This is a genomic window from Enterobacter sp. RHBSTW-00994 (assembly GCF_013782625.1).
Classification (GTDB): domain Bacteria; phylum Pseudomonadota; class Gammaproteobacteria; order Enterobacterales; family Enterobacteriaceae; genus Enterobacter.
In genome coordinates this window covers 564,794-588,405 of record NZ_CP056199.1, presented here as the reverse complement: position 1 = coordinate 588,405, position 23,612 = coordinate 564,794, and the positions used below count along the sequence as shown (strand labels likewise).

Here is a 23,612-nt window from a genome sequence, read left to right as displayed (position 1 = left end):
CGGGGATAAAAAGCCTTGCCCGTCAGCCGTTCGTATGACACAGCGTGACAGTTTAACGCTTTATCGTGATCGCCAGATTTACAGCAGCTTATATCGTTACGTTAAGAGAGAGTGTTGTCATGAGGCCTGAGATGAGCGATTTCCCCGAACTCCCGATTACGGGCAACGTGAGGACCACCATTGGGGTCTATACGCGCAAAGATAATCCGTCCGTGTTTTCACCTGTCGCCCATGCATTACCCGCCGGAAGTGATGTCAGGGTTCAGGCCGCCGTGGTGGGGGATGCGGTAGAAGGTAACGCGCACTGGTATCGTATTGATGACGAGACGTTTATCTGGGCGGGAGCCTGTACGCGGCCTGATCCGTATCCGGCATTCCCGGAAAGCACCCGAATAAACTGGATGGCGGTGGTATTTGATGTGCGTTAGCGCCCGTTTCCGGGCGCTTTTGACCTGAATCAGTCCAGCTTCAGCTCGTCATAATGGGTAATAATTTTCCCCACAATGCCGTAGTCCAGTGCTTCTGCAGGCGACATCCAGAAATTACGGTCGGTGTCTTTTTTCACTTTTTCCAGCGGCTGACCCGTTGCGTCGGCAATCAACTTATTCACGCGATCCAGCATGCGAATGATTTCGCGTGCTTCGATTTCGATATCCGTCGCCTGACCCCGCACGCCACCCAGCGGCTGATGGATCATAAAACGGGTATTTGGCAGCGCATAGCGGTGCTCTTTTTTCGCCGCCAGGAAGATAGTGATCCCGGCGCTTGCCACCCAGCCTGTCCCGATCACATGCACATCCGGGCGAATGAACTTAATAAAATCGTGGATGGTATCGCCCGCTTCCACGTGACCGCCCTGGCTGTTGATGTACAGCTTGATCGGATCGTTACTCACGCTTTGCAGCAGGATCAACTGAGCAATCACTTTCTCGGCCAGCGCCTGGTCGATTTCACCCGAGATAATAATCGAGCGTGACTCAAGCAGTTTTTGCTGCAGAGCGCCCGCGCCGTTTTTCCCCTCTGCTTTCTCAGTGTTGTCGCGATCTTTCTGTGTGTAGTGCATTGTTCTTATCCTCGGCTTTTAGCGCTCAAAACCAGAGTGTAGCCTGTTTTGCCTGTCAAAGTCCTCAAGCGCACACAATGCGAACATCCTGTGCGGCAAACGCGGCGGAAACCTCTTTCTCCATCGGCTTTTCGACCACCAGCACATCGATATCGCGGCTCTTTGCCACCACAAAGCGCGCCACGCCGGGAAGCTTGTCCGTCATCAGGGCCACAATGGTCTGATTGCTTTGTGCGATCACCGCTTTTTTGAATTCACAGTCGGCAAAATCAAAACCGGTCAGCCCCATATCCGGGTCCATCGCGCAGCCACCAATAAATGCCTGATCGAAAATAATGCCCTGGATCTGGCCGGCTGCCGTCGCCCCAACCGCGCCACCGGACGCCCGCTGGATCTGCCCACCTGTCATGATCACTTCACAAAGAGGATGCCGCAGCAGCTCGGCCGCAATCGCCGGGGAGTTCGTCACCACCGTGATGCTGAGATCTGCCGGGAGTGCTTTCGCCAGCGCCAGGTTGGTGGTTCCGGTATCGATAAAAATGCAGCCGCTGGCTTTGATCAGGGTTGCTGCTTTCTGCGCGATTGTGTCTTTTTTTGCACTATCTTTTTGCTCACGGCTGAAAAAATTTCCCGCATCCGGAAGCTGAAGGACTGCCCCACCGTAGACCTTTTTACAGAAACCTTCTTTGCTAAGCTCATGTAAATCACGGCGAATTGTATGCTCAGACACCTTCATCTGCGTGGCTAGTTCGGCGCACACCACTCTTCCGTTCTCCTGAAGGATTTGGCGGATCAGGTCTTGTCGTTGTTCAGGAAAAGCAGCATAATCGAGCATAATAAATCCTTTTGAAAACGTGAATCGAGCATCAATGCGCATAATGTTGCATAGCGGCTCATTCTGTCAATCGATGTGGTCAGAGGAAGCATCATGATGAAGAGCAACGATCGACACCAGGATCAAGTCGTCCCCAGTAAACCCTATGACGGCTTTTGCGTTGAGCCTGTCATCCACACCGAGAGATGCCGGCAAAAGGTACTGCATGAAGAGCTACCGGCCAGTTTTCCGGGGATCATCAACACCACACCGAACAAACAACGAGGGTTAATATGAATATTGCACATGTCGCACTCTGGACCCGCAACCTTGACGCACAGGTTCAGTTCTGGGAAACCGTTTTTGGCGGGCACTGTAACGAACGCTACCTCAGTAACAACCGCGCCGGATTTGCATCGCACTTTATGACGCTGAACGACGGGCCGACCATTGAGCTCATGACCGTTCCTCAACTGCCCGATGCCCCCGCTTATGCTGAATTTGTCGGTTGGGCACATATCGCCATCAATGTCGGCAGTAAAGGTAACGTGGACAAAATGGCAGAGCAGGCAAAGTTAAACGACACACTGCTTAGCCCGCCGCGAATGACGGGAGATGGGTTTTATGAAGCCGTGATTGCCGATCCAGACGGAAACAGGATTGAACTGGTTGGGGCATAATCCGCTACACTCACTCTCCATTAGCCCACATGGATAATTGCGATGGAACTGACTGCCGTAAGTGCCCTTCACTTCAGCGTTGCCGAACTTACCGGTATTCTGGAACGCTGCTTTCAGGATTATTTCGTCCCGTTCTCGCTCACGCCTGAAGCCTTTGCCTTACGATTCAGTTCCGAGGGCGTCAGCCTGGAGGCTTCCCGCGTCTGGCTCAGAGGCGATGAACCGGTGGCTATCGCCCTTATCAACCGACGAGCCAACACCGCCAGACTGGGCGCATTTGCTATCATTCCAGCTTATCGCGGCAAAGGGCTGGCACGTGGCCTGCTGTCCCCCTTGTGTGAGTCGATCAAAGCGCAGGGCATCACCCACTTTTATCTGGAAGTGCTTCGCGAAAACAGCGCCGCCATCGCGTTGTATAGATCCCTGGGCTTTCACCTCACACAGGGGCTGTGGGGATTTAAAGGGGATGTTCGCGGGGTCCATATCAATGGAGAACTGAACGCCGCAACCACTGATGAACTGCTCAGGGCGGTCTGGTCTGCTCCTGCGGAGCACATACCCTGGCAGCTCGATCCGCTCTCTCTGCCGTTGCTGCCTTGCCAGGTCTTCAGAGAAGACTCTGGCGCCTGGGCTGCTATCACGACAAACGCTCCAATACCGCAGTTGCGCTTTTTATTTGTCGAACCTACGTCGCGCGGCCAGGGGCATGCACGTCAGATGCTGCAACATCTCAACGCCCGTTACCCCGGAATCAGCACACCCGTGGCAGTACCGGAACATTTCGCCCCGCTGTGCGCCGCCGCCGGATACCAGCCGCTGGCGATCACACAGTATGAGATGGTGCAGCGTTAGTCCTGCGGATAAAACTGCATTCCTGCATAGGGCATCTCGCGACACGCTGCCAGCCGTGCCGCGAGATTGCCGACATGCAGTTCCAGCTTGTGCCCGTCCGGATCCAGAAAGTAAAACGATGCCCCTTCGCTTTTGTTCTGCTTCCAGACGCTAACACCCGCCTGTTCCAGCTTGTGCGACAACGGGCCAAAATCGTCCTCTGCAACGCTAAATGCGTAATGGGTGTAGTCGCTCTCCTGCGGGGGAACCACGCGTCGCGCGTCATCATATGAAAGGCAAAGCCAGAGATCGCCACAACTGAGATATGCACCGGTATACCACTGCGCATGAAGCGTAAGCCCCAGGAGATCGCGCCAGAAAGTGACGCTTTTTTGCAGATCGCTGACGGCAAGCGTCAGATGGTTGAGAGATTGCAGCATGGGATGCCCTTTTGTTTTTCGCGCCAGACATGATACGGTAATGGGATGAACATAAACCACGCCGTACTCACCGTAAACCGTTGGTGGCTGCCTTCTTAAAGGCGGCACGGAGTAGTTTTTCCCACATTCAGATAGCCGCCGAAAGGCGGCTATTGCATTTCCAGAACCCCTTTCGGCACTCACCCTTAAGGAGTTTTTATGAATACCCAAAGCACCATTCTCACTGGTGACCGTCCAACCGGCCCGCTGCATCTGGGTCACTATGTCGGCTCGCTGCGCCAGCGCGTTGCCCTGCAACACAGCCACCAACAGTTTGTCTTAATCGCCGATCTTCAGGGACTGACCGACAACGGCAGCAATCCGCAGAAGATCCGCGATAATATCCCCGAAGTGCTGGCCGACTATCTCGCCGCCGGTATCGACCCGAACCTGACCACGATCTGCCTGCAATCTGCCCTGCCCGCCCTTGCCGAACTGACAATGCTGTACATGAACATCGTCACCGTCGCCCGCGTGGAGCGTAACCCGACGGTGAAAAATGAGATTGCACAGAAAGGGTTTGCCCGCTCGCTGCCGGTCGGGTTTATGGCCTACCCCATCAGCCAGGCGGCGGACATCACCGCATTCAGGGCCGAGTGCGTACCCGTTGGTGACGACCAGTTGCCGATGATTGAGCAGACCAACGAGATCGTTCATAAGATGAATAGCCTGCTGCCCGCCCCCGTACTGCGCCACTGCAAAGCGATGCTGAGCGACACCAGCCGCCTGCCCGGCATTGATGGCAGCGCAAAAATGTCGAAATCACTCGGCAACACGCTGCACCTTTCTGCCAGTGAAGAGGCCATTCACCAGGCCGTCAGCGCCATGTACACGGACCCAACTCATCTGAAAGTGAGCGACCCAGGGCAGATAACGGGCAACGTCGTGTTTACCTACCTGGATGCGTTTCATCCGGACAAAACCAAAGTGGCGGCGATGAAGGCGCACTATCAGGCTGGCGGGCTTGGGGACCGGGCATGCAAAAACGTGCTGGAAGCGTGCTTACAGGAACTTATTGCGCCGATGCGGGAACGAAGAGCGATGTATATGCAGGATAAGGGGGAGCTGATGGCGATGCTGAAACGCGGAACGGAACGGGCACAGGGGGTGACGCAGGGGACGCTGCGGGAGGTTAAGGCGGGGTTGGGGATACCTGTGATGTAAAGGCGTGCATGTTGTAAATATTAATCCCGGCGCAGGGTCGGGATATTTCTCAGACATTACGTTTAATCACCGGGATATCGCCAGTATCATTCAACGATCCCGGAAATGTTTTTAACCACTACGCGACGTTCTGTTTATTTATATTCACAACGCCCATGTTTTCCAGGCATCCCCATAATTCTCTTGTATGTTGCGGCGTAATAACAATGCAGTCTTTCATTACCCGTTTTTTTACAGGAATACCGTTGATAAAACCCACCAGGGTTAACCAGTCGTCCGCCAGAGGAAGATATTTATGGTCTACTCTGGAATACAGCCGAACGCTCTTGCGCTGTTCCCACTCGAGGATGAGCCGGCGCGATATTCGTCGGGTTGCCGTAAAGGCGGTGAATACTTTTTTTGCATATCAGATCGCGATTTTCAATCACCACCATAAAAGCATCTGATTCTGTTTGAAAAGAAAAAACTCTGCCTTAAAATTCGTCAAAGCTATTTTCAACTCCTCTTATTTTTTGTGGTCAGCGGTATGAGGGTGTTGTCGCACCTTCATATCGCGTTTCTTCGTAAATATATCCCTTGATATACCTCTTTGCCAAATAGCATTATCTCTAACGCCCACTACACTGTACCAAATATAAGCACAGTGGTTTACGGTGATATTAAATTGAAATTTGCGAGGCGGATTCAGGAAATAATGCTGGATGTGTAAGGTGACGTTTTTTCAGGGGGTGGGTTGATTGGCCTACGTTTTGCGAGCATCATCGCAATTATTTATCTTCTTCCGTAAAGCGATGGCTTCCAGCAACATTCTCGAACAGGCAATTGCCGATATCACCATCTGGCGCAAAGGTGAACAGCGTGCGCCACATAAGCCTCTTTTGCTTCTGTATGTGTTGGCAAATTACCAGCAGGGGCATGCTCGCCTGTTCGACTATAGTACGGAAGTGCGCGATCAGCTGCATAGCCTGCTGGAACGGTTTGGCCCGCAACGTGCCCAGTATCGCCCTGACATGCCGTTCTGGCGCCTCAAAGGCGATGGGTTCTGGGAACTGGAAAATGACGAGTTCTGTTCGACATCAGGAAACCGACAGCCGCCTGCGGGAGAACTTGTTAAACAGCGCGTTGCAGGTGGGTTTGATGAAGAAAACTATGCATTGCTGATTAAAAGCTCAAAACTGATTGGCTCACTCGCGCAACAGATCCTTGAAACGCACTTCCCTGAAAGCATCCAAGAAGAGATCGCGGATGAGATGGGTTTTGATATCCAGCAGATCCGCAAGGTGCGCGATCCGCTTTTCCGCCAGCAGGTACTGCGTGCGTATAACTATGAATGTGCGATCTGCGGATTCAACATGCGGCACGATCATTCCCCAGTAGCCCTGGAAGCGGCCCATATCAAATGGAAACAGTATGGTGGGCCATGTGAAATTCCGAACGGGCTGGCACTGTGCGCAATTCATCATAAGGCGTTCGATAGAGGCTCGATTGGGCTGGATGAGAATATGCGGGTGCTTATTTCTGAGGCAGTAAATGGAGGTGGGATTGTCGCGAGGCTGTTCCGGGACTTTGCCGGGAAGCAAATTTCACTGCCGATGATGAAGGGGAATTACCCCAATGAGACCTTTTTAGAATGGCATCGGCGAGAAGTATTTTTATGAAAATATAGGTATTTATTTTCTTATGAAAAGATATAACCCGGTTATTTTAAACTTTAAACAATACATGATCAAAAAAAATAAGGCTGATTTCATCAGCCTTATTTTTACTTTAAAAAATATTATTATGGTTCAGTAAGTCCAGAAATATATTGCGAATCACAGGCACACTTACGGCGTTACCCAGTTGTTTGTAAGCCAATACATCTTTTGGGTGCAATATATAATCATCTGGATAGCCTTGTAATCGAGCGGCCTCTCTTGGTGTTAACTTTCTCAACCGGTTATTATAAAAAACACCAAGTCGGTTTGTATCAGAAGCCGTTAAAGTGATGGATATTTTTTTCGGATCAAGAAACTTGAAAACTTCAAAAGACATATTTCCGCATACTGGATTATATTTTCCGTCGATATTTTTCAAGTATCCTTTGGACAACAGAGCTCCTATCACCTCATCAAGATCATTAAATTCATAAAACGTCTTGATCTGCTCAATGGAAAGTGCCTTACCATCCTGGTGAGTACCAAAAATATGTTTTCTTCTGTTTGCAATCAGCAAATTCATAAACATAACTTCGTTTTCAGTACAATCCCCCTTTAGACCCAAATCCCAGGAGTGAATCGAATTCCCGTTTCTGGTATCAATAAGTCGAATGCCATGAACCTTATTGAGGTCCCCCTCGAATATACTTTCAAGGCGTCCTCTGAACCAATCACTACAATCGTATTTGGGATCGGGATCTTCTTCTAAAATATCTTCAACTTTAGATGCTTTATAAGTATGGTGCGATAAAATCCCAGGTGCATAGTTATGAGAGTCTTTAGCACCCAGATCGTTCGGGATCGTCACATTTAATTCTTCATTCAGGGATGCAACAATGTAAATACGCACCCGATTTTGAGGGATGCCGAAATTACTTGAGTTGAGCAATCTATACTCAACACTGTAGCCCAACTGATGTAATTTGCCTATGATGGTCGCAAACGTCCTGCCTTTATCATGACTTGTCAGCCCACGAACATTTTCAAGTAAACATAATTTTGGGCGATTCTTTTTTATTATTCTTTCGACCTCAAAAAAGAGTGTGCCCCGAGTATCTGCAAACCCTAATTGTTTACCTGCATACGAAAAAGCCTGGCATGGAAAACCAGCCAGGAGAACATCAAAATCTTCTTTTATATCAATATCATGAATGTCATGATAAGAATCTTCTTCAAAATTTAACTTGTATGTCTCACAAGCATTTTTATCAATCTCAGCACTCTTTATACAGTGAGTTTCAAACCCTTTCTCTTTCATAGCCTGTTCAAAACCCAGACGTATCCCCCCAGTTCCAGAGAAAAGGTCAACAAATTTAATCATTTAAGTGTCTCACATATAAATCCAGCTAATTCATTGATCCCATTATCTGAGAAATTCACAGTCATGTCACTATGCGAAATAATGCTTCTAATCGCATTAGCCCTTTGAAAATTCCCTGAACCATCAATAACATATGCAACTTTATGGCCTGCTGAATTTAACAAATCTTTCCTGCTTTTTGCTAATCCAGCCTTACGCTCAATTGTCGAATTTGTTGTCACCTGAAAACTAACTTCAATACCAATGCTTTTTTTTGTTTTTGTATTTTTTGCAACCAGATCGAATGTTGTCAGATCTTTATCATTATGTGTAATACCTTCGATGGTATGACCATCTAAAGAGATATAGCTATGAACCTTTTCTTCTAATTTCTCTTTAATATACTTTTCGCAAATATGTCCCAAATCATTCGCAGTTGAGCCACCAGTTTGACGACTCACCATAATATACCGCTCTCTGACAAACTTGGTAATCTCCTCTTTATTACCAATCATGTTCCCAATAATACAATTATCAATCATTTCTTTAGGCAAGGCAGTATTATTTATCGTATTTGCAGCCCAAAGAATCAGCATACAAACGTCCATCATCTCATCACTGAAATCATCAATATTTTTAAGCAAAAGACTTTTTTCAACGTTCAGATTCTTTGTATTCCAGGATCTTTTACTTTTAAATTCGTATGAATGCTCTTTACCATTCGTTTCAAAGACCATTTTCCCATCTGGGAATATTCTTTTAATATCTTTTGAGTAACGCTGTAACCTCTCCCCTCCTACATCTGAAAGTACCATTAAATGCTTTAAGAATAAATTTGGAGAAATAGCATCACAAAGCTTAATCGCATCAACCCACGATGTCGGCGTATGGCTAGAGATCTTTAAAATTGATAAAAACTCTTCTTGTGTTTCAATTAAAGGGCTAATCAAGCTTACTGAAAGTGCCTCTTCCGCCAGTTCTTTAGGCCAATAAAGACAAGCTGATTTTGAAAGTTCTGCAAATTCCATGATAAATCCTTAATTCAAATATTATCTTAATATTTTTCATGATTAGATATCAATAACACAATAATTTATTCATATCTACCAGAATATTTCTTATTAGACATTTTATCTGCCATCTAGTATTTATTCAAGCATTATATTTAACACTTATTAAATTATTTAAACAAATACTGCTTAGAATGACTTCTCTATTAAAGACTACACCTCGTAAATATTTTTATTGATTAAGTTAGAGGAAAGCGTCGTGCATCTGGCGTCACTGGAAGAGGTTGAGATTCAGGCCATCGAAAATGCCTGCCGCGCCTGCGACTGGAACCTGAGTAAAGTCGCGGGGATCCTCAAAATTGGCCGTACTACGCTGTGGCGTAAACTGAAAGCCTATAACCTTGAACCTAAATCTGGCGTGGTGGAATAAAAAGATAGCCACTGTTTCATTATGAAAATAGCATCCACGAAAAAATGTTTTAATTTGAAATGGTCTGTCAGGTGGCTCGTTGATTTGTGATTATGTCATAACTTCGATACCACTTATTTTTCATAAAAAGAAAGAATGCGCCAGCCTTCAGAAATTAATAAAAAAGCCGGAAGAATGCTTTTTCCAGTTTATTTTTATGCTTAGCATGGTTTTTGCAATTTTAACAAATAACGTAAACATTCATCGGGAATATTTCTCATGAATATCACAACGATTATCTGATTACGGAGAGATGGCATGAATTACTATGTTGAGCCTGCCCGTCAAATACCAGTGATGTTACAGACCGAGGTGCTGGTTGTGGGTGGTGGTCCGTCCGGAATTGCAGCGGCTATCGCTGCGGCACGCCAGGGGATCCCCACGACGTTGATTGAGCGTTATGGCTGCTACGGCGGCATGATGACCACTGCTGGCGTTGAATCCATTGCCTGGTGGCGCCATGAAAGCACCGTCGAAGCCAACGGCCTAGCTCGTGAAATTGAAGAAACCGCCAGAAAAATGGGGGCGACTGCACCTGAGCCTCAGTCTTTAAGCCAGGCGATTAACGCCGAGAAATTTAAACTGGTTGCCGATGTCATGCTGGAACAGGCGGGTGTGCAAAGAGTGTTGCATATTACCGCCGTGGACGTAATTAAAGAGCAAAATAAAATCACCGGGGTCATCACTGAAAGTAAATCAGGACGTCAGGCGATACTGGCGCAGGTCATTATCGACTGTACAGGTGACGCCGATATTGCGGCATTTGCCGGAGCGCCATTTCATAAGCGTTCCAAAGAAGATTTAATGTGCGTCACCACAGTATTTAGCTGTTCGAATGTCAATAAAAATAGATTTATGACACATATCAAGGAGACCCAACCGAAATACGGCGACTGGGGGGCTGACGAAGAAAATAAAAACTGGTCCTACGACATTCATGATTCCTGCAAAGCCATGTTCAGCCCTTATCTGGGCAAAGTGTTTGCCAAAGGTAAATCGGCGGGGATGATCCCGGCGAACGTCACGCTTGGTGGCTCATGGAGCACCGTCACCGACTATGGCGATGCGAATTACCTGAACGTGGTGAGCATTCCAGCCGTTGACTGCACGGACGTGCTCGACCTGACGCGCGCCGAAATTGACGGTCGTAAACAGGCGATGCAGGCCATCGAGGTGCTGAAAAAATACCTGCCCGGCTTTGAAAATGCTGAACTCAAAAACTTCGGTATGACCGTGGGAACGAGGGAATCACGCCACATTATCGGCCGCTGCCGCATCACTGGCGACGACATCTGTCATCAGGGCCGTCACGCCGATTCGATTGGCGTTTTCCCGGAGTTTATCGACGGTAATGGCCGCTTACAGCTACCGCTGAAACCGCACTATTTCCAGATCCCATACGGCTCGCTGGTGCCACAGAACGTCGAAAACCTGCTGGTCTGTGGGCGTGCCATTGACGCTGATGATTTCGCCTATGCCACCATCCGCAATATGGGCTGCTGCATTGTCACCGGCGAAGGTGCGGGCGTGGCGGCTGCCGTGGCGCTCCAGTCCGCAACGGGAGTTTCTCAGGTCAATATTCACGACGTGCAGGCTCGCCTTGAAGCCAGCGGCGTGAAAGTTTTTTAAGCGGAGGCGATATGAGAGAGCAACCGAGTTTTTATGTCGCGCTGACCCCGATCGTCTTTATGGTCGTGGTGCTGGTGCTGGGAATTGGGGTGATGGGCTGGCCTGCCAGCGTTTGCCTGCTGCTGTCAGCGGCGTTTTCCGCCATCATCGCCATCACCCGTTTAAAATATACCTACGAGGAAATTCAGGCTTTCGTGATTGAGAAAATCGCCGCGGTGATGGCGCCGGTGCTGATTGTGATTTTTGTTGGCTTTATGGTCGCCACCTGGAGCTACGCCGGCACGCTGCCGATGCTGGTGTATTACGGCATGAAACTTGTCGATCCGAGCTGGCTGTTTGTTATCGCCTTCATCCTTAACGCCGTGCTGTCGTATGTTTCCGGGGCATCGTGGGGATCGGTGGCTTCCATCGGCGTGGCGCTGATGGGTATTGGTACAGGCCTGCAGGCCGACCTGCCGGTACTGGCGGCGGCGATTGTCACCGGGGCTTATTTTGGCGATAAGCTCTCACCGCTGAGCGACACCACTAACCTGACTTCTGCCGTGACCAAAACCCGGCTCTACGATCTGATTAAATACCTGCTGTGGACGACGATTCCGTCAACCATCATCAGTATCGTATTCTTTATTTTCATGGGGTTGTCACATACCGCGCAGGGCGAAATTTCAGCCGACAGTCTGAAGATGCTGACGCAGCTGGCTTCGCTGTACAAATTTGGCTTCTGGCCTCTGCTGCCGATGCTGATCGTGCTGTGCTTTACCTTCCTGCGGCTGCCGACGGTCCCGGCCCTGCTATGCAGCGCGCTGACGGCGGTGGTAATTGGCTGGCTATATCAGGGTTTCCCACTGACAGAAGGTATCAAAGCCACCATGGGCGGCTTTAAGCTGACGATGATCGGCGTCGGGAATGGTGCGGTGCTGCCTTCGGTGCGTGAACTGCTCGAACAGGGCGGACTGAACAATCAGGGCGGTTTCATGGCGTTTATCATCTGCGCGATGATGTTCGCCGGGATCCTCACCGGCACCGGGATGATGGACGTGGCGCTGCAAAAAGCCGCCAGCAAGATCAAAAGCGTGTTCAGCGCGATCCTGTGCAGCGGCGTACTGTGCGTGATCATCAACCTGCTGACAGGATCCGACGGTCTGAACAAAATTGTCGTTTCTGAACTGATGCAGAAGAAGTTTGAGGATCTGAACCTGAACTCGCTGGTGCTGGCCCGCCCCCTGGAAGACTTCGGCACTATGACGGCGCCAATTATTCCGTGGTCCGCCGCTGGGCTGTATATGGCGACAACGCTGGGTATTCCGGTTTACAGCTATCTGCCATACTGCGTGTTCTTCTTCAGCTCGATGGTCTTTGCGCTGATTTATGCGTCCACCGGATTCCGACTGCTGAAACATCAGCCAACAGCGGTGCTTAATCCTGCCTGAACCCTACCCAGCAGCACTACGCTTGCCGGGTCTACGAAGAACGGTTATCAGGTAGGCCGTAAAACCCCGTCCTTCGGGGCGGGGATATAAGGCACGGTTTTCCGATTGACATCCTCCCCGCCCTAAAGGGTGAGGATTCCCACATCATCTGGCTGGTTTACAGACGCGCCGTTTGCAGCTCACCATTTGGATATAATATATTTGCCAGCTGGAGATGTGCCATGAAAACATTTAGCTTATCCACAACGCAGGCCTGGCCGCCACGCTTATGGCAGGCGGCCGGGCTGAGCAATTCAGATGGGGCAGCAATCCAGCATGGGCTGGACGGCAAGGTGGCAGCCCTGATCACTGGCTGGGCGAAGATTTCCCAGAACGACCTGTGCAAAATGTCAGGTATCCCGTCAACGACCTTAGTCACAACGTGAAAACACTGTTTAATGCTGACCAGAGCGAACGCCTGGTGCGCATTATCCATGTTATCGATCGCGCGCTAGAATTGTTCGAAGGCGATAAGGTAGCGGCGCAAAAGTGGCTGCGTATTCTGATTGTTACCAACGGTGCAAAACTGGATCTTCCACAACTTGGGTGGAACTTTTTAAGCCAGAGGACTCATCACTCGTCGCCTCAGTAGCTCGAACCCTGCCCGACCATACATCTGGCGTTTCAGCATTTTTAGCCAGTTTACATGGCCTTCGACTACACCATTGTGAGGGTTGGTATCGTAAAGGTGAGGAAATTAGCCTGGTAATCGAAAACCTGCTTCATACCCGCTCAGCGGTTGCAGATGATATACAGCAGATCCTTGAACAACGACACGTGGATTTTGAAGCGGCCACGATGGGGATCGAAACAGATTTTTCATCCGAATCGCACTACGAAGAACGCTGGAAAGTGGATACCGATCGTCTGGATACACCGTGGGCTAAATAGCCCATATGGACACCTCCCCGATGCAAGCACGGACAGAGCTTTTTCTGACAAAGTAGCCACACACATATATCCGGCTTCGTGAGCCCTGATGAACATCCGTACTCTCTGGCCTCATTAGCGTCATGGCTTATTACAGCCCGGCTATTTGCCAGGTTCACAGAGAGTCGGTTCTACCTGTCAGCACATCAACTTTCTGGACTTATTAAAATCAGTGAGTTACCTGGTTATATACTCTGTTTTCTGGTTTACCAGTGCCCAGGCTATCTGGGCATTTTTGTTGGCCAGCGCCACCACCGCCTTATTTACCCCCCGGGCAATGATACCCTTCAGCCATCGCTGGAGACCGTTACACCGCTCTTCCGGGAGATTAATGACGCGGTAGACTACCAAGCGGGCACCATGAATAAGTAGCCCCCGCAAATATCCATCTCCACGTTTCGTTATGCCCAGAAGTCTGACCTTGCCGCCACTACTGTGCTCTTTTGGCACCAGCCCCAGATAGCTGGCAAAGTGTTGACCATTATGAAAGTCGTTGCTGTCACCCAGAGCGACCGTCAGGGCTGACGCTCCCATCGGCCCAATACCAGGAATGCTTTCCAGTCGGAGAGTATCCTCATTTTGCTGACTGAGATGCGCAAGACGCACGTACAGCTCTTTAATCCGCTGCTGACTGGCCTGTAGCTCCTGAAGCATTTCGTGAAACAACTGCCGACTGAGTGCGCTCAGGTCATTTTCCGCATCTTCCAGATAATCAGGCAGACAGGCCATTATCTTATGAGCCCCTTCCGACATGGCAATACCATATTCCCCCCCCAATCCCCTTATCTGGTTGATGAGGGCTTTGTTGTAGATGAGCCAGATGGTGATTTTGAACTTTTGCTTTGCCACGGGGCAGCCTGCGTTGTCAGGGAATGCGTGATCTGATCCTTCAGCTCAGTAAAAGTTCGATTTATTCATAGATGGTTTAAAGGTGAGAATAAAAAAAAGAGTCCATAAAATCATGGACTCTTCTTCAGAAGTTTCTTTATTCTGCTCTTGCTCTAATTGACCAGCACAGTTGAAAAAATCCCTATGTCTACATAACTGCTCGGAATAGTAGATCACTTAGGGGAACTCATTCCGGTTTATGCGATCTGATTAATCGCTGAATATCCCAAATCACCAGCCGGACTAAGCAATGCCGATCATAGCACCAATACCCAGAACTGAACGACGCCTGATGCAGAAAACGATCCATAAAACAAAGGACAAAAACCACGCCCGGCGGCTCACAGCCATGCTGATGCTGCATCGTGGTGACACCATCAGTCATGTTGCCAGAACGCTCTGCTGCGCCCGCTCATCAATTGGTCGCTGGATTAACTGGTTCACGCGGTCTGGTGCTGAAGGCCTGAAGTCACTGCCGTCAGGACGTAGGAGGCGCTGGCCGTTCGGGCATGTTTGCGCATTGCTGCGTGAGCTTGCTAAGCATTCTCCCGGCGATTTTGGTTATCAGCGTTCCCGCTGGAGTACCGAACTGCTGGCGATAAAAACCCGTGATGTCATCGGTTGTTCGCTACATGCATCAACCATCCGGCGATGGTTACCTGCAGCCGGACTGGTATGGCGCAGAGCAACACCAACACTGCGTATCCGGGATCCGAATAAGGAAGAAAAGATGACAGCGATTAATGTGGCGTTAGCCAGTTGTAGCACAGAACACCCGGTGTTTTACGAAGATGAAGTGGATATTCACCTCAATCCCAAAGTTGGCGCTGACTGGCAGTTACGCGGGCAGCAAAAGCGCGTTGTCACGCCGGGCCAGAATGAAAAATACTATCTTGCCGGTGCGAAGGCCGGACTCGCCTTTTCTTTTAATTCATTGAAAATTAATGGATTGTGAGATTTTATTTTGGGGATTTGCCCCCAGAATGGGACATAAAATTGAATACTGCGTGGAAGATCACAAAGTTGCGTGATTATTTTCCAGGTCCGAAACGCATTCCAGAGTAAGGCTTCTCACGGCATTGCACCAGTCGAGATGCTAAATCTCCCACATGCAACTCCAGCTTGTGACCATCCGGGTCAAGAAAATAGAAAGATTGCCCTTCGCTTTTGTTGTCTTTCCAGACCGTCACTCCTGCCTGTTTCAGCTTATACGAGAACGGTTCAAAATATTCTGGCGCGATGCTGAATGCGTAGTGGGTATAGTCACTTTCCTGCGGTGCCACGTAATTACGTGATACGTCGTAAGAAAGGCAAATCCAAAGATCGCCACAGGTAAGATAAGCGCCGGTATCCCACTCAGCATGTAGCAGCAACCCCAGCAAATCACGCTAGAATATCTAGGCTAGTTTGCAAATTACCGACAGCAAGCGTTAAGTGATTCAGAGATTGAAGCATAGGGATACCTATAAATTATCATGTCTTAACAGGGAATAATCTATCTCAAAAATAATGAAAATTGAGATAATTTTAAGTAGTGATCTATACTATCTCAAACTCATAAAATTTTGAGATAAGTGCGCCTCTAATACTGCAGAAACAGCTCGACGAGTATAAATCTGTATACGCCGTGATTAACTCTCCTGCCGCCAAAGTTCAGCCAAAGGGAAGCCATCATCGCGCTCATAGAACCAAAGAATAAGGATGGATCCATGCCACAAAAGACGCCTACCAGTGTAGCAAGCTATATCTATCAACTTGCGAAAAAGCATAACGTTACGGCTACCCGCGATAATATAAGTAATATGGCAACTGCCATTACCGCTCTATCTGCCGATACTATAGAGCTTGATAACGTCGAACAATTGCTTGTTAACCTTCAAAGAAAAGGTGTTCTGACTAAAGCTGAACTTTTGCAGCTAGAAGGACGTTACTTACGTGAGCAAAGATATTTGCTCGGAGAGTAAGCAGGTTTGACGAGTAAATGGTTTTTTAAAAAACATCTGGGATTACTACTGGAATTAATCAATTTATCACCAGTATACGTGGAAGATATAACCCGTCTTCGTCAGGACGATTCACGCTGTACGATTATGATTGAGCAAACCAGCTTTGTGTTTGATTACGGGATTGGTAGTATGAAGCATGAGAATTACCTTGTGTTTTGTATAAAGATTCGACACCATATCAAAACTGGTAATTCTCAACCTTTAAAAGTCATATGTCAGTGCAAGTCGCGACTAATACAAATAAATAAAAGAATAGTCATGCTTACAATAAAAACACGGACTAACCTCTTTACAGTAGTTAGCCCGCTATTGATTTAACTAACGCACGATATTCATCAAACTATTAAAATTATCCACCACATTGTAAGTTACATTTTTTGCAACCAACTCTGCGTTTAATTTTTCAAAGAAGCGTCTGGCACATTCAATTTTTGCCTCTTCCATTCCCTTAAGTTGAAGCGATGACATTGATCCTTTTGTTTCAGCCACAAAGTAAACATGCTTTACTGCATCTTCTTCAAATGCAATTGCCCAGTCAGGATTATAGTTACCAACTGGAGTGGGAATGAAGAAACCTTTTGGTAATTTGGCATAAACCGTGACTTCTTTAGCCAACTCCAACCCACCTTGCTCAACAGACTTTGGATCACCGTAGACAAATTTACGCTCGATCTCAGAATCTGTAACCAAGTAATCATAAATATGTTTTTTCAACGGCTGACCAGCATGGGTAAAATCCTGCTTAATTTGCCCGGCAGTAAAAATACTTGCATCAAATTTATCCTCCAGAAGATGGTAAGTCAGATGCTCTATCACCATCGTTGCCTTTTGCTCATTAATAAGCTGAGCTGCCTTACTAATAAAATCCTCTGGATTATGTTTGAATTGTTCAAATACAGCAGGTTGGATTCCCCTGAGAATTGCAGCCACAGTGCTACGTTTAAGGCGAGTAGGCTCACCAATTTTACCCAGTAAATCATATTTTACACGCGAGTGAATAGAAGCATTATATTCTTCACGTGCGGTTTCACGGGCAACAAAACCTTGGCCAGTCATCAGTTGTTCCCAAGTAGCATCGTCTACCTGTTCGCCACGAACAATATTAAAGTGTAGTTTTTCTACACGTAGCTGTGAATCAAGAGCTTTAGTTGCCTTGCTAATGAGTTCATCCGTATCGAACTCAACCTGATAAATGGCTTTATGGTTGATCCTGGCCCACAATTCCTGAAATGCTTTCTTTTCAAAATTAACATTGAGTGGATTAGTCTTACCTTTACGATCGTTGTCCAGTGGCGGCAGATTACCATCACTATACACCCCATCAATGAGACCAACTATCTGCTCAAAGTATGGTTGAAGATCGTCAGGCAAAGGTGCAATTACACCTGCTTTTTTGGCCTGAAGCCACGTTTCAGTAATATTATCCCGATCGTCCGTATAATCATGCTTTACCAGGTAGCGATAAATTTTCTTCGCCAAGTCATCACCAACCCTGATATCACCCTGTTCTGTATGCAGTATTTTTCCAATAAAGTATTTCTCATCAGCCTTGCGCGGTCTGGCAGACAGAGACTTGCTAATATCTTTTTGCAACGCGGTGACAAAGTCTTTATAGCTCTCACTCGCCACAACCGTTAATCGATTAATATCATGCACTGTCAGCGGATCGTCCATCCGATCGCCCAACTGATTAACCGCCAGACGCAATCCTCGTCCAACTTCCTGACGACGCGAGATGGTGTTGTCACTGTGTTTAAGCGTACAGATAACAAATACATTCGGGTTATCCCAGCCTTCACGCAGCGCGGAGTGAGAGAAGATAAAGCGGGTAGGTTCATCGAAACTAAGTAGTTTCTCTTTAGCCTTCAGGATCAAGTCGTAGGCGTCTACATCATCGGCTTCCGTCGCTTTTTTACCTAATACAGGATCAATCAGGCGCTTAGACTTCTTATCAATGGAGAAATAGCCATTATGGGTTTTTTCTACCGGGATTCCATTCAGGTAATGCTGGTAATCTGGCGTCAGTAGATCAGCCTGTAACTCAAGTTCACGAAGATATTCCTCTTCGAAGATCCGGGCGTACTCACCTTTGTCATCAAGTGCACTATAGTCGCGATATTTAACAACTTCATCAATAAAGAACAGACTCAATACTTTGATACCTAACGGGAACAGTTGCCGCTCTTTTTCAAAGTGAGCTTTCACTGCTTCTCGCATTTGCATTCGGCGTAGTGCCTCCTCGCTGACATCACCACTGGCATCGCCTGCCGTCAACTCAACTCCGTTAGTAAAACTGATCGTATCAGTATTGGCATTAATGTCAGAAACGACAAAGCCCTGATATTGCTCTAACCCATTTGACTGTTCATATAGGTTGTAGCCTTTACCTACCTTACGCACATCACGCTTTATCGCACCGCTGGCGAGTTTAATCTCAAATTCCAGTCGTGCCACAGGCGGCTTACTGGCAGATATTTCAATATTTTCCAGATACAGGTAGGCATTAGTCCCCGCCAGCCCTCGCGTAGTAATTCCACGCACTGCAATTTTTTTGACCAGCTTCTGGTTATAAGCATCTAGCGCATCAAGACGGAATACTTTGTTATGCTCGGTTTTATGAGTAGCCGAATAACGCAAAATAAAAAGAGGGTTGAATTCGGCAAAAGAATCTAGTGTCTTAGCACCTTCCATCTTTTGCGGTTCATCCAGGATCATGATTGGGCGGTTAGCCTTGATCACGTCTATTGGACGACGGGTCTGAAAGTCATCTAACTCTTCATAAATGCGACGAGCATCAGCACCACGTGCGTTAAAGGCCTGCACGTTGATGACCATGATGTTAATACCACCATCAGAAGAGAAACTTTCTAACTGATGCAGCTCTTTCGAGTTATATATGAAGAAACGAGCCTGACGGTGATAATCCTCAAGAAAATGCTCAGCCGTAATTTGCAAAGACTTATAAACACCTTCTCGGATGGCGATGCTCGGCACCACAATAATAAACTTACTCCAGCCGTAATGTTTATTGAGCTCAAAAATGGTTTTCACATAGCAATATGTCTTACCAGTACCCGTCTCCATCTCAATATCGAGATTAAGTTTGGCTCCTGGATGATATTTGGTCTGCTTATTACCATTCGCATCCCGGTAATTATCTAGCGCCGTTGACAGTTGCAGGTTTTGACGCGCCTGTACCGCCTGAATATTGGTCAGTAACTGCGACTCACTTAGCTGAATATCGGCGTTTTTGAACCCAGCTTCAACATAGGTTGTTGAGCCTGAGCGACCTTGAGCAGATGTACCAGGGTCGATTCTGTAGCGACGAGCAGCCTCATCGGGTAACTGGCCTTTAAAGCAGTCGATAACCGCCTGAACTGAGTCCGCCTGATATGCCTGATGTTTAAATTTTAATTTCATGCTGATTCCACCATCAGCGCCTCAAACCGCGCAATCCATGCATTAAATAGCGGGCACTGTTCTCTCATTCTGGTAATTCCAATCCGCTTTGCTATCGCAATTCCTTGCGTCGTTTTGCCAAATTTCCCTTCTTGCGTCCATCTGTTTAACCGCTTGGACGGCGCGGTTTCACGACCATTATTTATCGCTTCGGGTTCACCGCACTCAGCCACAACCGCCTCCACATTAGCGACAGGTATACCGAGCTCTTCCGCCAGGATTGAACTGTCGCTAAACAACAAAGCTTCAAACTCATGAAGCGCGATAAAGGGGATAAAACGCCGCGCGGACTGCTGTTCGGCAAACAGATTATTGACCTCATTCATCACTGCAGTATTCAAATGCTCAGCGATCTGCGCTGGTGCTCGCTGAGCAGGTAACGAATCCATCCCCGGCCATTCCGTCACGCCATAATAATCGACCAACGTCGTGACATAGGTATCAGTACGTTGCTTAAGATGAAGACCAATATCCCGGCTCACCCGACTAAAACGTACATCTCCACCTTTCTGGCCAGGTTTACTCACCTGCGTGGCGGTCATAAAAATCATCCTTTCAGCCAGCCAAGGGGCTAGTATCTGTTCAACGAATACCTGCTCAGTCTTACCTTCAACAATGGCAATCACGTTAATATAACTATTCATAACGTGGGCCTCCGGCGATGACATTCTTGGTCCAGAGCTCTCCTACAGAGTAACTTTCCAGCCACTGCGCATAGTCAGACTCATTCAGCCGGGTAAACGTCGAAGCACCATCCTGGCGGTTCACCACCACAATATCGTCTATAGCAAACTGGTCGATAAGCGCCGGCGATTGAGTAGCAACAATCACTTGAGTGCGCTGCGCCGCTTGCTGAATTAACTCCGCCAGAATAACGATGGCCGCTGGATGAAGCCCCAGTTCCGGTTCATCAATAATGATTGTGGATGGCGGATTAGGCTGTAGAAGCGCCGTCGCCAGGCAGATAAAGCGAATTGAACCGTCAGATAGATGATAAGGTTGCATCGGGTAGTCAGACCCTTTTTGCATCCAGCTCAGATTGACGTTTTCTTTAGCCCCCTGCTTTCTGGGCTTAAGAATAAAATCATCAAAAAAAGGCGTGACCAGCCGCACCGCATCAACGATGGTCTTATATTGATGTGGATGATCTTTTTGTAGATTCATCAGGAAAGGTGCAAGGTTGGCCGCATCAGTGCGCAATACTTCGCAATCCTGAACGATCTCGTAATTTCGCATCGCAGCGGTGGAACTAGTGTCATGAAAATGGTAAATCCGCCACGAAGTGATAGCGTTATAGACGGGTTTTGAATAACCCGCATCTGACTTATTTTCCAGAACCTCTGCCGCGAGCCGGGATTTTCCGTCCTCGCTATCACCTAGTACCCACCATCCCGTTGTTCCCCCCGAGTAGTAGCGCCCCTCATTTTCGATGGCGCAACCGTCTGCTGGAGTCGGTACTAGCGTAAAGCGATAACCACGAGAACCAAAGTGGGTTTCAAAAAACATTTTCTGAGTGATTTTACGCCCTTGAAACAGCAAATCTCCAGCGCCGCCACTGTCTCTCACGTAGCGATTTAAATTGCCCTCAATAAGCGCATGTAGCATTCTGAAGAAAGAGATAAAATTACTTTTACCCGCCCCGTTGGCCCCGACAATGACGTTTAGTTTCTTAAGCTCGAAGTCATTAAGCTCACGAATTGACTTAAAGCCCTGAATAGTCAATTTATCTAATGTAGTCCCCATATCGGTCTCCTTAGATAGTTTTTACGTCGGTGGTAGCACTGAGCTGTTTAAGCAACTGTTCGGCATTGGTTTTTGCTGCATCAGATGCGAAGCCAGCATCACGGAATACCAGCCGCAGCGGGCTGAATGCAGCAAGCTGCTTGATAAAATCTTCATCAATTCCGCCCGTTTTATCGAAGCAAGCTACCAGTGCTCCATGGCTGTTATCCGGTTGGGCATCGACAAAAAAGACTTTTTTGTCGGCAATAGTTTCGCAGTGGATCGGCAAAGTCAGATCTACCCCCCAGTCAAGCATAACCTGGAACAGAAGATCTTCTTCACTGCGATCGGATTTGACGTTTTCTACCTGATCGAAAAGATCGTCCTGGGTTACGGCATCAGGGGCGTAGTAAATATCGGACATATTGGAGGTGTCGATTTTGAGGACACGAAAACCGATGTCTTTGTTCCATTGACAATTATAGTTTTCGTCCAAAATAGATTTACCCGAAAGACGTAATCTCTGAAGTGATATTTCAGATATCGTCTTATAACCTGATTTATAAGCCTCAGATTTTTCATGACAGGGTTCAGGTAATTGCACTAGAATATATCTTCTATTTCCTCCATCTTCAGAATTTAATTTAATAACTGCCTGAGCTGTTGTTCCTGAGCCAGCAAAGAAATCCATTATTACAAAATCATTACAATTGATCATACTGGCAAAATATTTAATCAATGATGTAGGTTTAGGATAGTCATCAAAAACAACTCCTATATCCTGTAACTCTGCTGAAGCTTTCTGCGAGCCCCCAAAACCAGCAAGCATGGAAATAACATGGCTAGGTTTACCTCTCAACTTTATAGCTTCGATAGCACCTGTTGCTGTAATTTCAAAGATTGTTTCTTGCCCTTTCGCATCATTAATAGCTTGGCAGCCGTTATTTATAAAATCTTCAAGAAGCTCTTTTGAACTCCATCCACTATAAAACTGCACCTCTGTAGTAATCTTGTGATTACTCACATTAATATCACTCAAGATATGTGGCCATGAATCATCTTTTTTCCGAATCACCCCTTCCTCAAAAGAAACAGGAAATCCCTTTGGTAAAGTAATTAGACTAGGTGGGTTTTTAGGACCATTTTTAACTATTGTATTTCTTATCTCTGGTCTAAATATTTTACTTCCTTCTGGTGTATTTGGATCAACTACTAACGGGTGCAAAAAAGATGGTTCACTCTTTGCATAAGCGAGGACATACTCATGACAGTATTTAAATTTTGCTTGATTATCAAAATTCCCATCAGTCCTCCATGCAAACATACAAAGTAAATTTTTCTCACCAAATATTTCATCGGCAATTTTTCTTAAATTAGCTACTTCCTTATGATGTATAGAAATAAAAATAGCACCAGAATCGTGTAGAAAACCATGTGCTAATTTCAATCGTGAGTACATCATAGATAACCAATCAGAATGCATTCTCCCATTAGCTTCTGTATTAGATGTCAAACGATTGCCAATTTCATCCTTTTGATTTGAAAATTTTAAATATTCATCTGTTTCAACAGCAAAATCATCTTCATAGATAAAATCCTTCCCCGTATTGTATGGAGGATCAATATAGATCATCTTTACCTTACCCAGATAAGTCTCTTGCAAAAGCTTCAGCGCATCAAGATTATCCCCTTCAATAAACAGGTTTCGGGTTGTATCAAAGTTTACGCTCTCTTCACGATAGGGGCGCAGAGTCTTAGCGATAGGTGCATTGGCTGTCAGTAACGCCTCACGCTTACCCGGCCAGTTAAGCTGATAGCGCTCCTGCGGCCCATCGACAATATGGCGCGACAACTCCTGCTTTAGCAGGTCAAAGTCGATAGCTTGCTTCAGCTTGCCATGCTCATCTTTAGACTCTGTTACGCAGTTGGGGAACAGCGCCGCCAGCTTGTCGATATTCTGTTCTACCAGATTAGGGCTGTGCATTTTCAGCTTATCCATAAA

22 protein-coding genes and 3 pseudogenes are annotated in these 23,612 nt (G+C 47.2%); 13 read left to right on the top strand and 12 right to left on the bottom strand.

From position 1 onward, the window contains the following. Nucleotides 1-131: 131 nt before the first annotated feature. Complete coding sequence (locus HV346_RS02800; protein WP_181622088.1) at nt 132-428, top strand: SH3 domain-containing protein; 297 nt, start codon at nt 132-134, stop codon at nt 426-428. Between the two features lie 29 nt (nt 429-457). Here the strand turns inward: HV346_RS02800 and HV346_RS02795 are convergent, their stop codons facing one another. Together HV346_RS02795 and HV346_RS02790 are read right to left on the bottom strand one after the other, a co-directional pair. After that, nucleotides 458-1,063: an ATP-dependent Clp protease proteolytic subunit gene (locus HV346_RS02795; RefSeq protein WP_181622087.1), complete on the bottom strand. Its 606-nt coding sequence runs from the start codon at nt 1,061-1,063 to the stop codon at nt 458-460. A 64-nt stretch (nt 1,064-1,127) separates the two neighbouring features. After that, nucleotides 1,128-1,898, bottom strand: coding sequence for a DeoR/GlpR family DNA-binding transcription regulator (locus HV346_RS02790; protein ID WP_181622086.1), 771 nt, complete (start codon nt 1,896-1,898; stop codon nt 1,128-1,130). Between the two features lie 93 nt (nt 1,899-1,991). On the opposite strand from HV346_RS02790, the gene HV346_RS02785 reads away from it, so the two are divergent. The 3 genes from HV346_RS02785 to HV346_RS02775 are packed head-to-tail and all read left to right on the top strand — an operon-like array spanning nt 1,992 to nt 3,409. Then, nucleotides 1,992-2,174 carry a hypothetical protein gene (locus tag HV346_RS02785; RefSeq protein WP_181622085.1) on the top strand — a complete coding sequence of 61 codons (183 nt, stop codon included), beginning with the start codon at nt 1,992-1,994 and terminating at the stop codon, nt 2,172-2,174. After that, the gene (locus tag HV346_RS02780; RefSeq protein WP_181622084.1) at nt 2,171-2,557 is read left to right on the top strand and encodes a VOC family protein; all 387 of its coding nucleotides are present in this window, start codon (nt 2,171-2,173) and stop codon (nt 2,555-2,557) included. Before HV346_RS02785 ends, HV346_RS02780 begins: the two co-directional genes overlap by 4 nt. Before the next feature lie 42 nt (nt 2,558-2,599). Then, nucleotides 2,600-3,409: a GNAT family N-acetyltransferase gene (locus HV346_RS02775; RefSeq protein ID WP_181622083.1), complete on the top strand. Its 810-nt coding sequence runs from the start codon at nt 2,600-2,602 to the stop codon at nt 3,407-3,409. Here HV346_RS02775 and fosA read toward each other — a convergent pair. Beyond that, nucleotides 3,406-3,828 (bottom strand): FosA/FosA2 family fosfomycin resistance glutathione transferase, encoded by a 423-nt coding sequence (fosA, locus tag HV346_RS02770; RefSeq protein WP_181622082.1) that lies wholly within the window; start codon nt 3,826-3,828, stop codon nt 3,406-3,408. The genes HV346_RS02775 and fosA overlap by 4 nt on opposite strands. Before the next feature lie 198 nt (nt 3,829-4,026). Here fosA and trpS point away from each other — a divergent pair, with 198 nt between their 5' ends. Continuing rightward, entirely contained in the window at nt 4,027-5,031 is a 1,005-nt protein-coding gene (trpS, locus tag HV346_RS02765) for a tryptophan--tRNA ligase (protein WP_181622081.1), read from the top strand. A 49-nt stretch (nt 5,032-5,080) separates the two neighbouring features. On the opposite strand, the pseudogene HV346_RS02760 reads toward trpS, so the two are convergent. Then, nucleotides 5,081-5,524 (bottom strand): annotated as a pseudogene (locus tag HV346_RS02760) (SymE family type I addiction module toxin). Between the two features lie 298 nt (nt 5,525-5,822). Between HV346_RS02760 and HV346_RS02755 the strand changes: the two are divergent. Further along, nucleotides 5,823-6,689, top strand: a complete 867-nt coding sequence (locus HV346_RS02755) for a phosphorothioated DNA-binding restriction endonuclease (protein ID WP_181623676.1) — start codon at nt 5,823-5,825, stop codon at nt 6,687-6,689. 109 nt (nt 6,690-6,798) lie between these two features. On the opposite strand, the gene dcm is transcribed toward HV346_RS02755, so the two are convergent. Together dcm and HV346_RS02745 are read right to left on the bottom strand one after the other, a co-directional pair. After that, on the bottom strand, nt 6,799-8,049 hold the full coding sequence (dcm, locus tag HV346_RS02750) for a DNA (cytosine-5-)-methyltransferase (RefSeq protein WP_181622080.1): 1,251 nt from the start codon (nt 8,047-8,049) through the stop codon (nt 6,799-6,801). Beyond that, nucleotides 8,046-9,056: a hypothetical protein gene (locus HV346_RS02745; RefSeq protein WP_181622079.1), complete on the bottom strand. Its 1,011-nt coding sequence runs from the start codon at nt 9,054-9,056 to the stop codon at nt 8,046-8,048. Before HV346_RS02745 ends, dcm begins: the two co-directional genes overlap by 4 nt. Before the next feature lie 241 nt (nt 9,057-9,297). On the opposite strand from HV346_RS02745, the gene HV346_RS02740 reads away from it, so the two are divergent. The 5 genes from HV346_RS02740 to HV346_RS23375 all read left to right on the top strand — a co-directional run bounded on the left by HV346_RS02740 (nt 9,298) and on the right by HV346_RS23375 (nt 13,197). Beyond that, nucleotides 9,298-9,468, top strand: coding sequence for a helix-turn-helix domain-containing protein (locus HV346_RS02740; RefSeq protein WP_249415126.1), 171 nt, complete (start codon nt 9,298-9,300; stop codon nt 9,466-9,468). A 297-nt stretch (nt 9,469-9,765) separates the two neighbouring features. Continuing rightward, nucleotides 9,766-11,136 carry an FAD-dependent oxidoreductase gene (locus tag HV346_RS02735; RefSeq protein ID WP_181622078.1) on the top strand — a complete coding sequence of 457 codons (1,371 nt, stop codon included), beginning with the start codon at nt 9,766-9,768 and terminating at the stop codon, nt 11,134-11,136. 11 nt (nt 11,137-11,147) lie between these two features. Next, nucleotides 11,148-12,566 (top strand): Na+/H+ antiporter NhaC, encoded by a 1,419-nt coding sequence (gene nhaC / locus HV346_RS02730; RefSeq protein WP_181622077.1) that lies wholly within the window; start codon nt 11,148-11,150, stop codon nt 12,564-12,566. 221 nt (nt 12,567-12,787) lie between these two features. Next, the gene (locus HV346_RS23380) at nt 12,788-12,991 is read left to right on the top strand and encodes a hypothetical protein (protein ID WP_249415125.1); all 204 of its coding nucleotides are present in this window, start codon (nt 12,788-12,790) and stop codon (nt 12,989-12,991) included. Beyond that, a complete protein-coding gene (locus HV346_RS23375) occupies nt 12,988-13,197 on the top strand; it encodes a hypothetical protein (RefSeq protein WP_249415124.1) in 210 nt (69 codons plus the stop codon). The genes HV346_RS23380 and HV346_RS23375 overlap by 4 nt, the downstream gene beginning before the upstream one ends. A 515-nt stretch (nt 13,198-13,712) precedes the next feature. Here HV346_RS23375 and HV346_RS02715 read toward each other — a convergent pair. Beyond that, a complete protein-coding gene (locus tag HV346_RS02715) occupies nt 13,713-14,384 on the bottom strand; it encodes an IS110 family transposase (protein ID WP_249415123.1) in 672 nt (223 codons plus the stop codon). A gap of 289 nt (nt 14,385-14,673) precedes the next feature. On the opposite strand from HV346_RS02715, the pseudogene HV346_RS02710 reads away from it, so the two are divergent. Next, nucleotides 14,674-15,327 (top strand): annotated as a pseudogene (locus HV346_RS02710) (IS630 family transposase); the annotation flags it as partial. Between the two features lie 127 nt (nt 15,328-15,454). On the opposite strand, the pseudogene HV346_RS02705 reads toward HV346_RS02710, so the two are convergent. Next, nucleotides 15,455-15,878: pseudogene (locus HV346_RS02705) on the bottom strand (FosA7 family fosfomycin resistance glutathione transferase). A 254-nt stretch (nt 15,879-16,132) separates the two neighbouring features. Between HV346_RS02705 and HV346_RS02700 the strand changes: the two are divergent. Then, nucleotides 16,133-16,387: a hypothetical protein gene (locus HV346_RS02700; RefSeq protein ID WP_181622076.1), complete on the top strand. Its 255-nt coding sequence runs from the start codon at nt 16,133-16,135 to the stop codon at nt 16,385-16,387. A gap of 360 nt (nt 16,388-16,747) precedes the next feature. On the opposite strand, the gene HV346_RS02695 is transcribed toward HV346_RS02700, so the two are convergent. The 4 genes from HV346_RS02695 to HV346_RS02680 are packed head-to-tail and all read right to left on the bottom strand — an operon-like array spanning nt 16,748 to nt 23,609. Continuing rightward, nucleotides 16,748-19,849 carry a DEAD/DEAH box helicase family protein gene (locus tag HV346_RS02695; RefSeq protein ID WP_181622075.1) on the bottom strand — a complete coding sequence of 1,034 codons (3,102 nt, stop codon included), beginning with the start codon at nt 19,847-19,849 and terminating at the stop codon, nt 16,748-16,750. Continuing rightward, nucleotides 19,846-20,532, bottom strand: a complete 687-nt coding sequence (locus HV346_RS02690) for a DUF4276 family protein (protein ID WP_181622074.1) — start codon at nt 20,530-20,532, stop codon at nt 19,846-19,848. Before HV346_RS02690 ends, HV346_RS02695 begins: the two co-directional genes overlap by 4 nt. Next, entirely contained in the window at nt 20,525-21,631 is a 1,107-nt protein-coding gene (locus HV346_RS02685) for an AAA family ATPase (RefSeq protein ID WP_181622073.1), read from the bottom strand. The genes HV346_RS02690 and HV346_RS02685 overlap by 8 nt, the downstream gene beginning before the upstream one ends. 10 nt (nt 21,632-21,641) lie before the next feature. Beyond that, complete coding sequence (locus HV346_RS02680; RefSeq protein ID WP_181622072.1) at nt 21,642-23,609, bottom strand: site-specific DNA-methyltransferase; 1,968 nt, start codon at nt 23,607-23,609, stop codon at nt 21,642-21,644. Nucleotides 23,610-23,612: the final 3 nt, after the last annotated feature.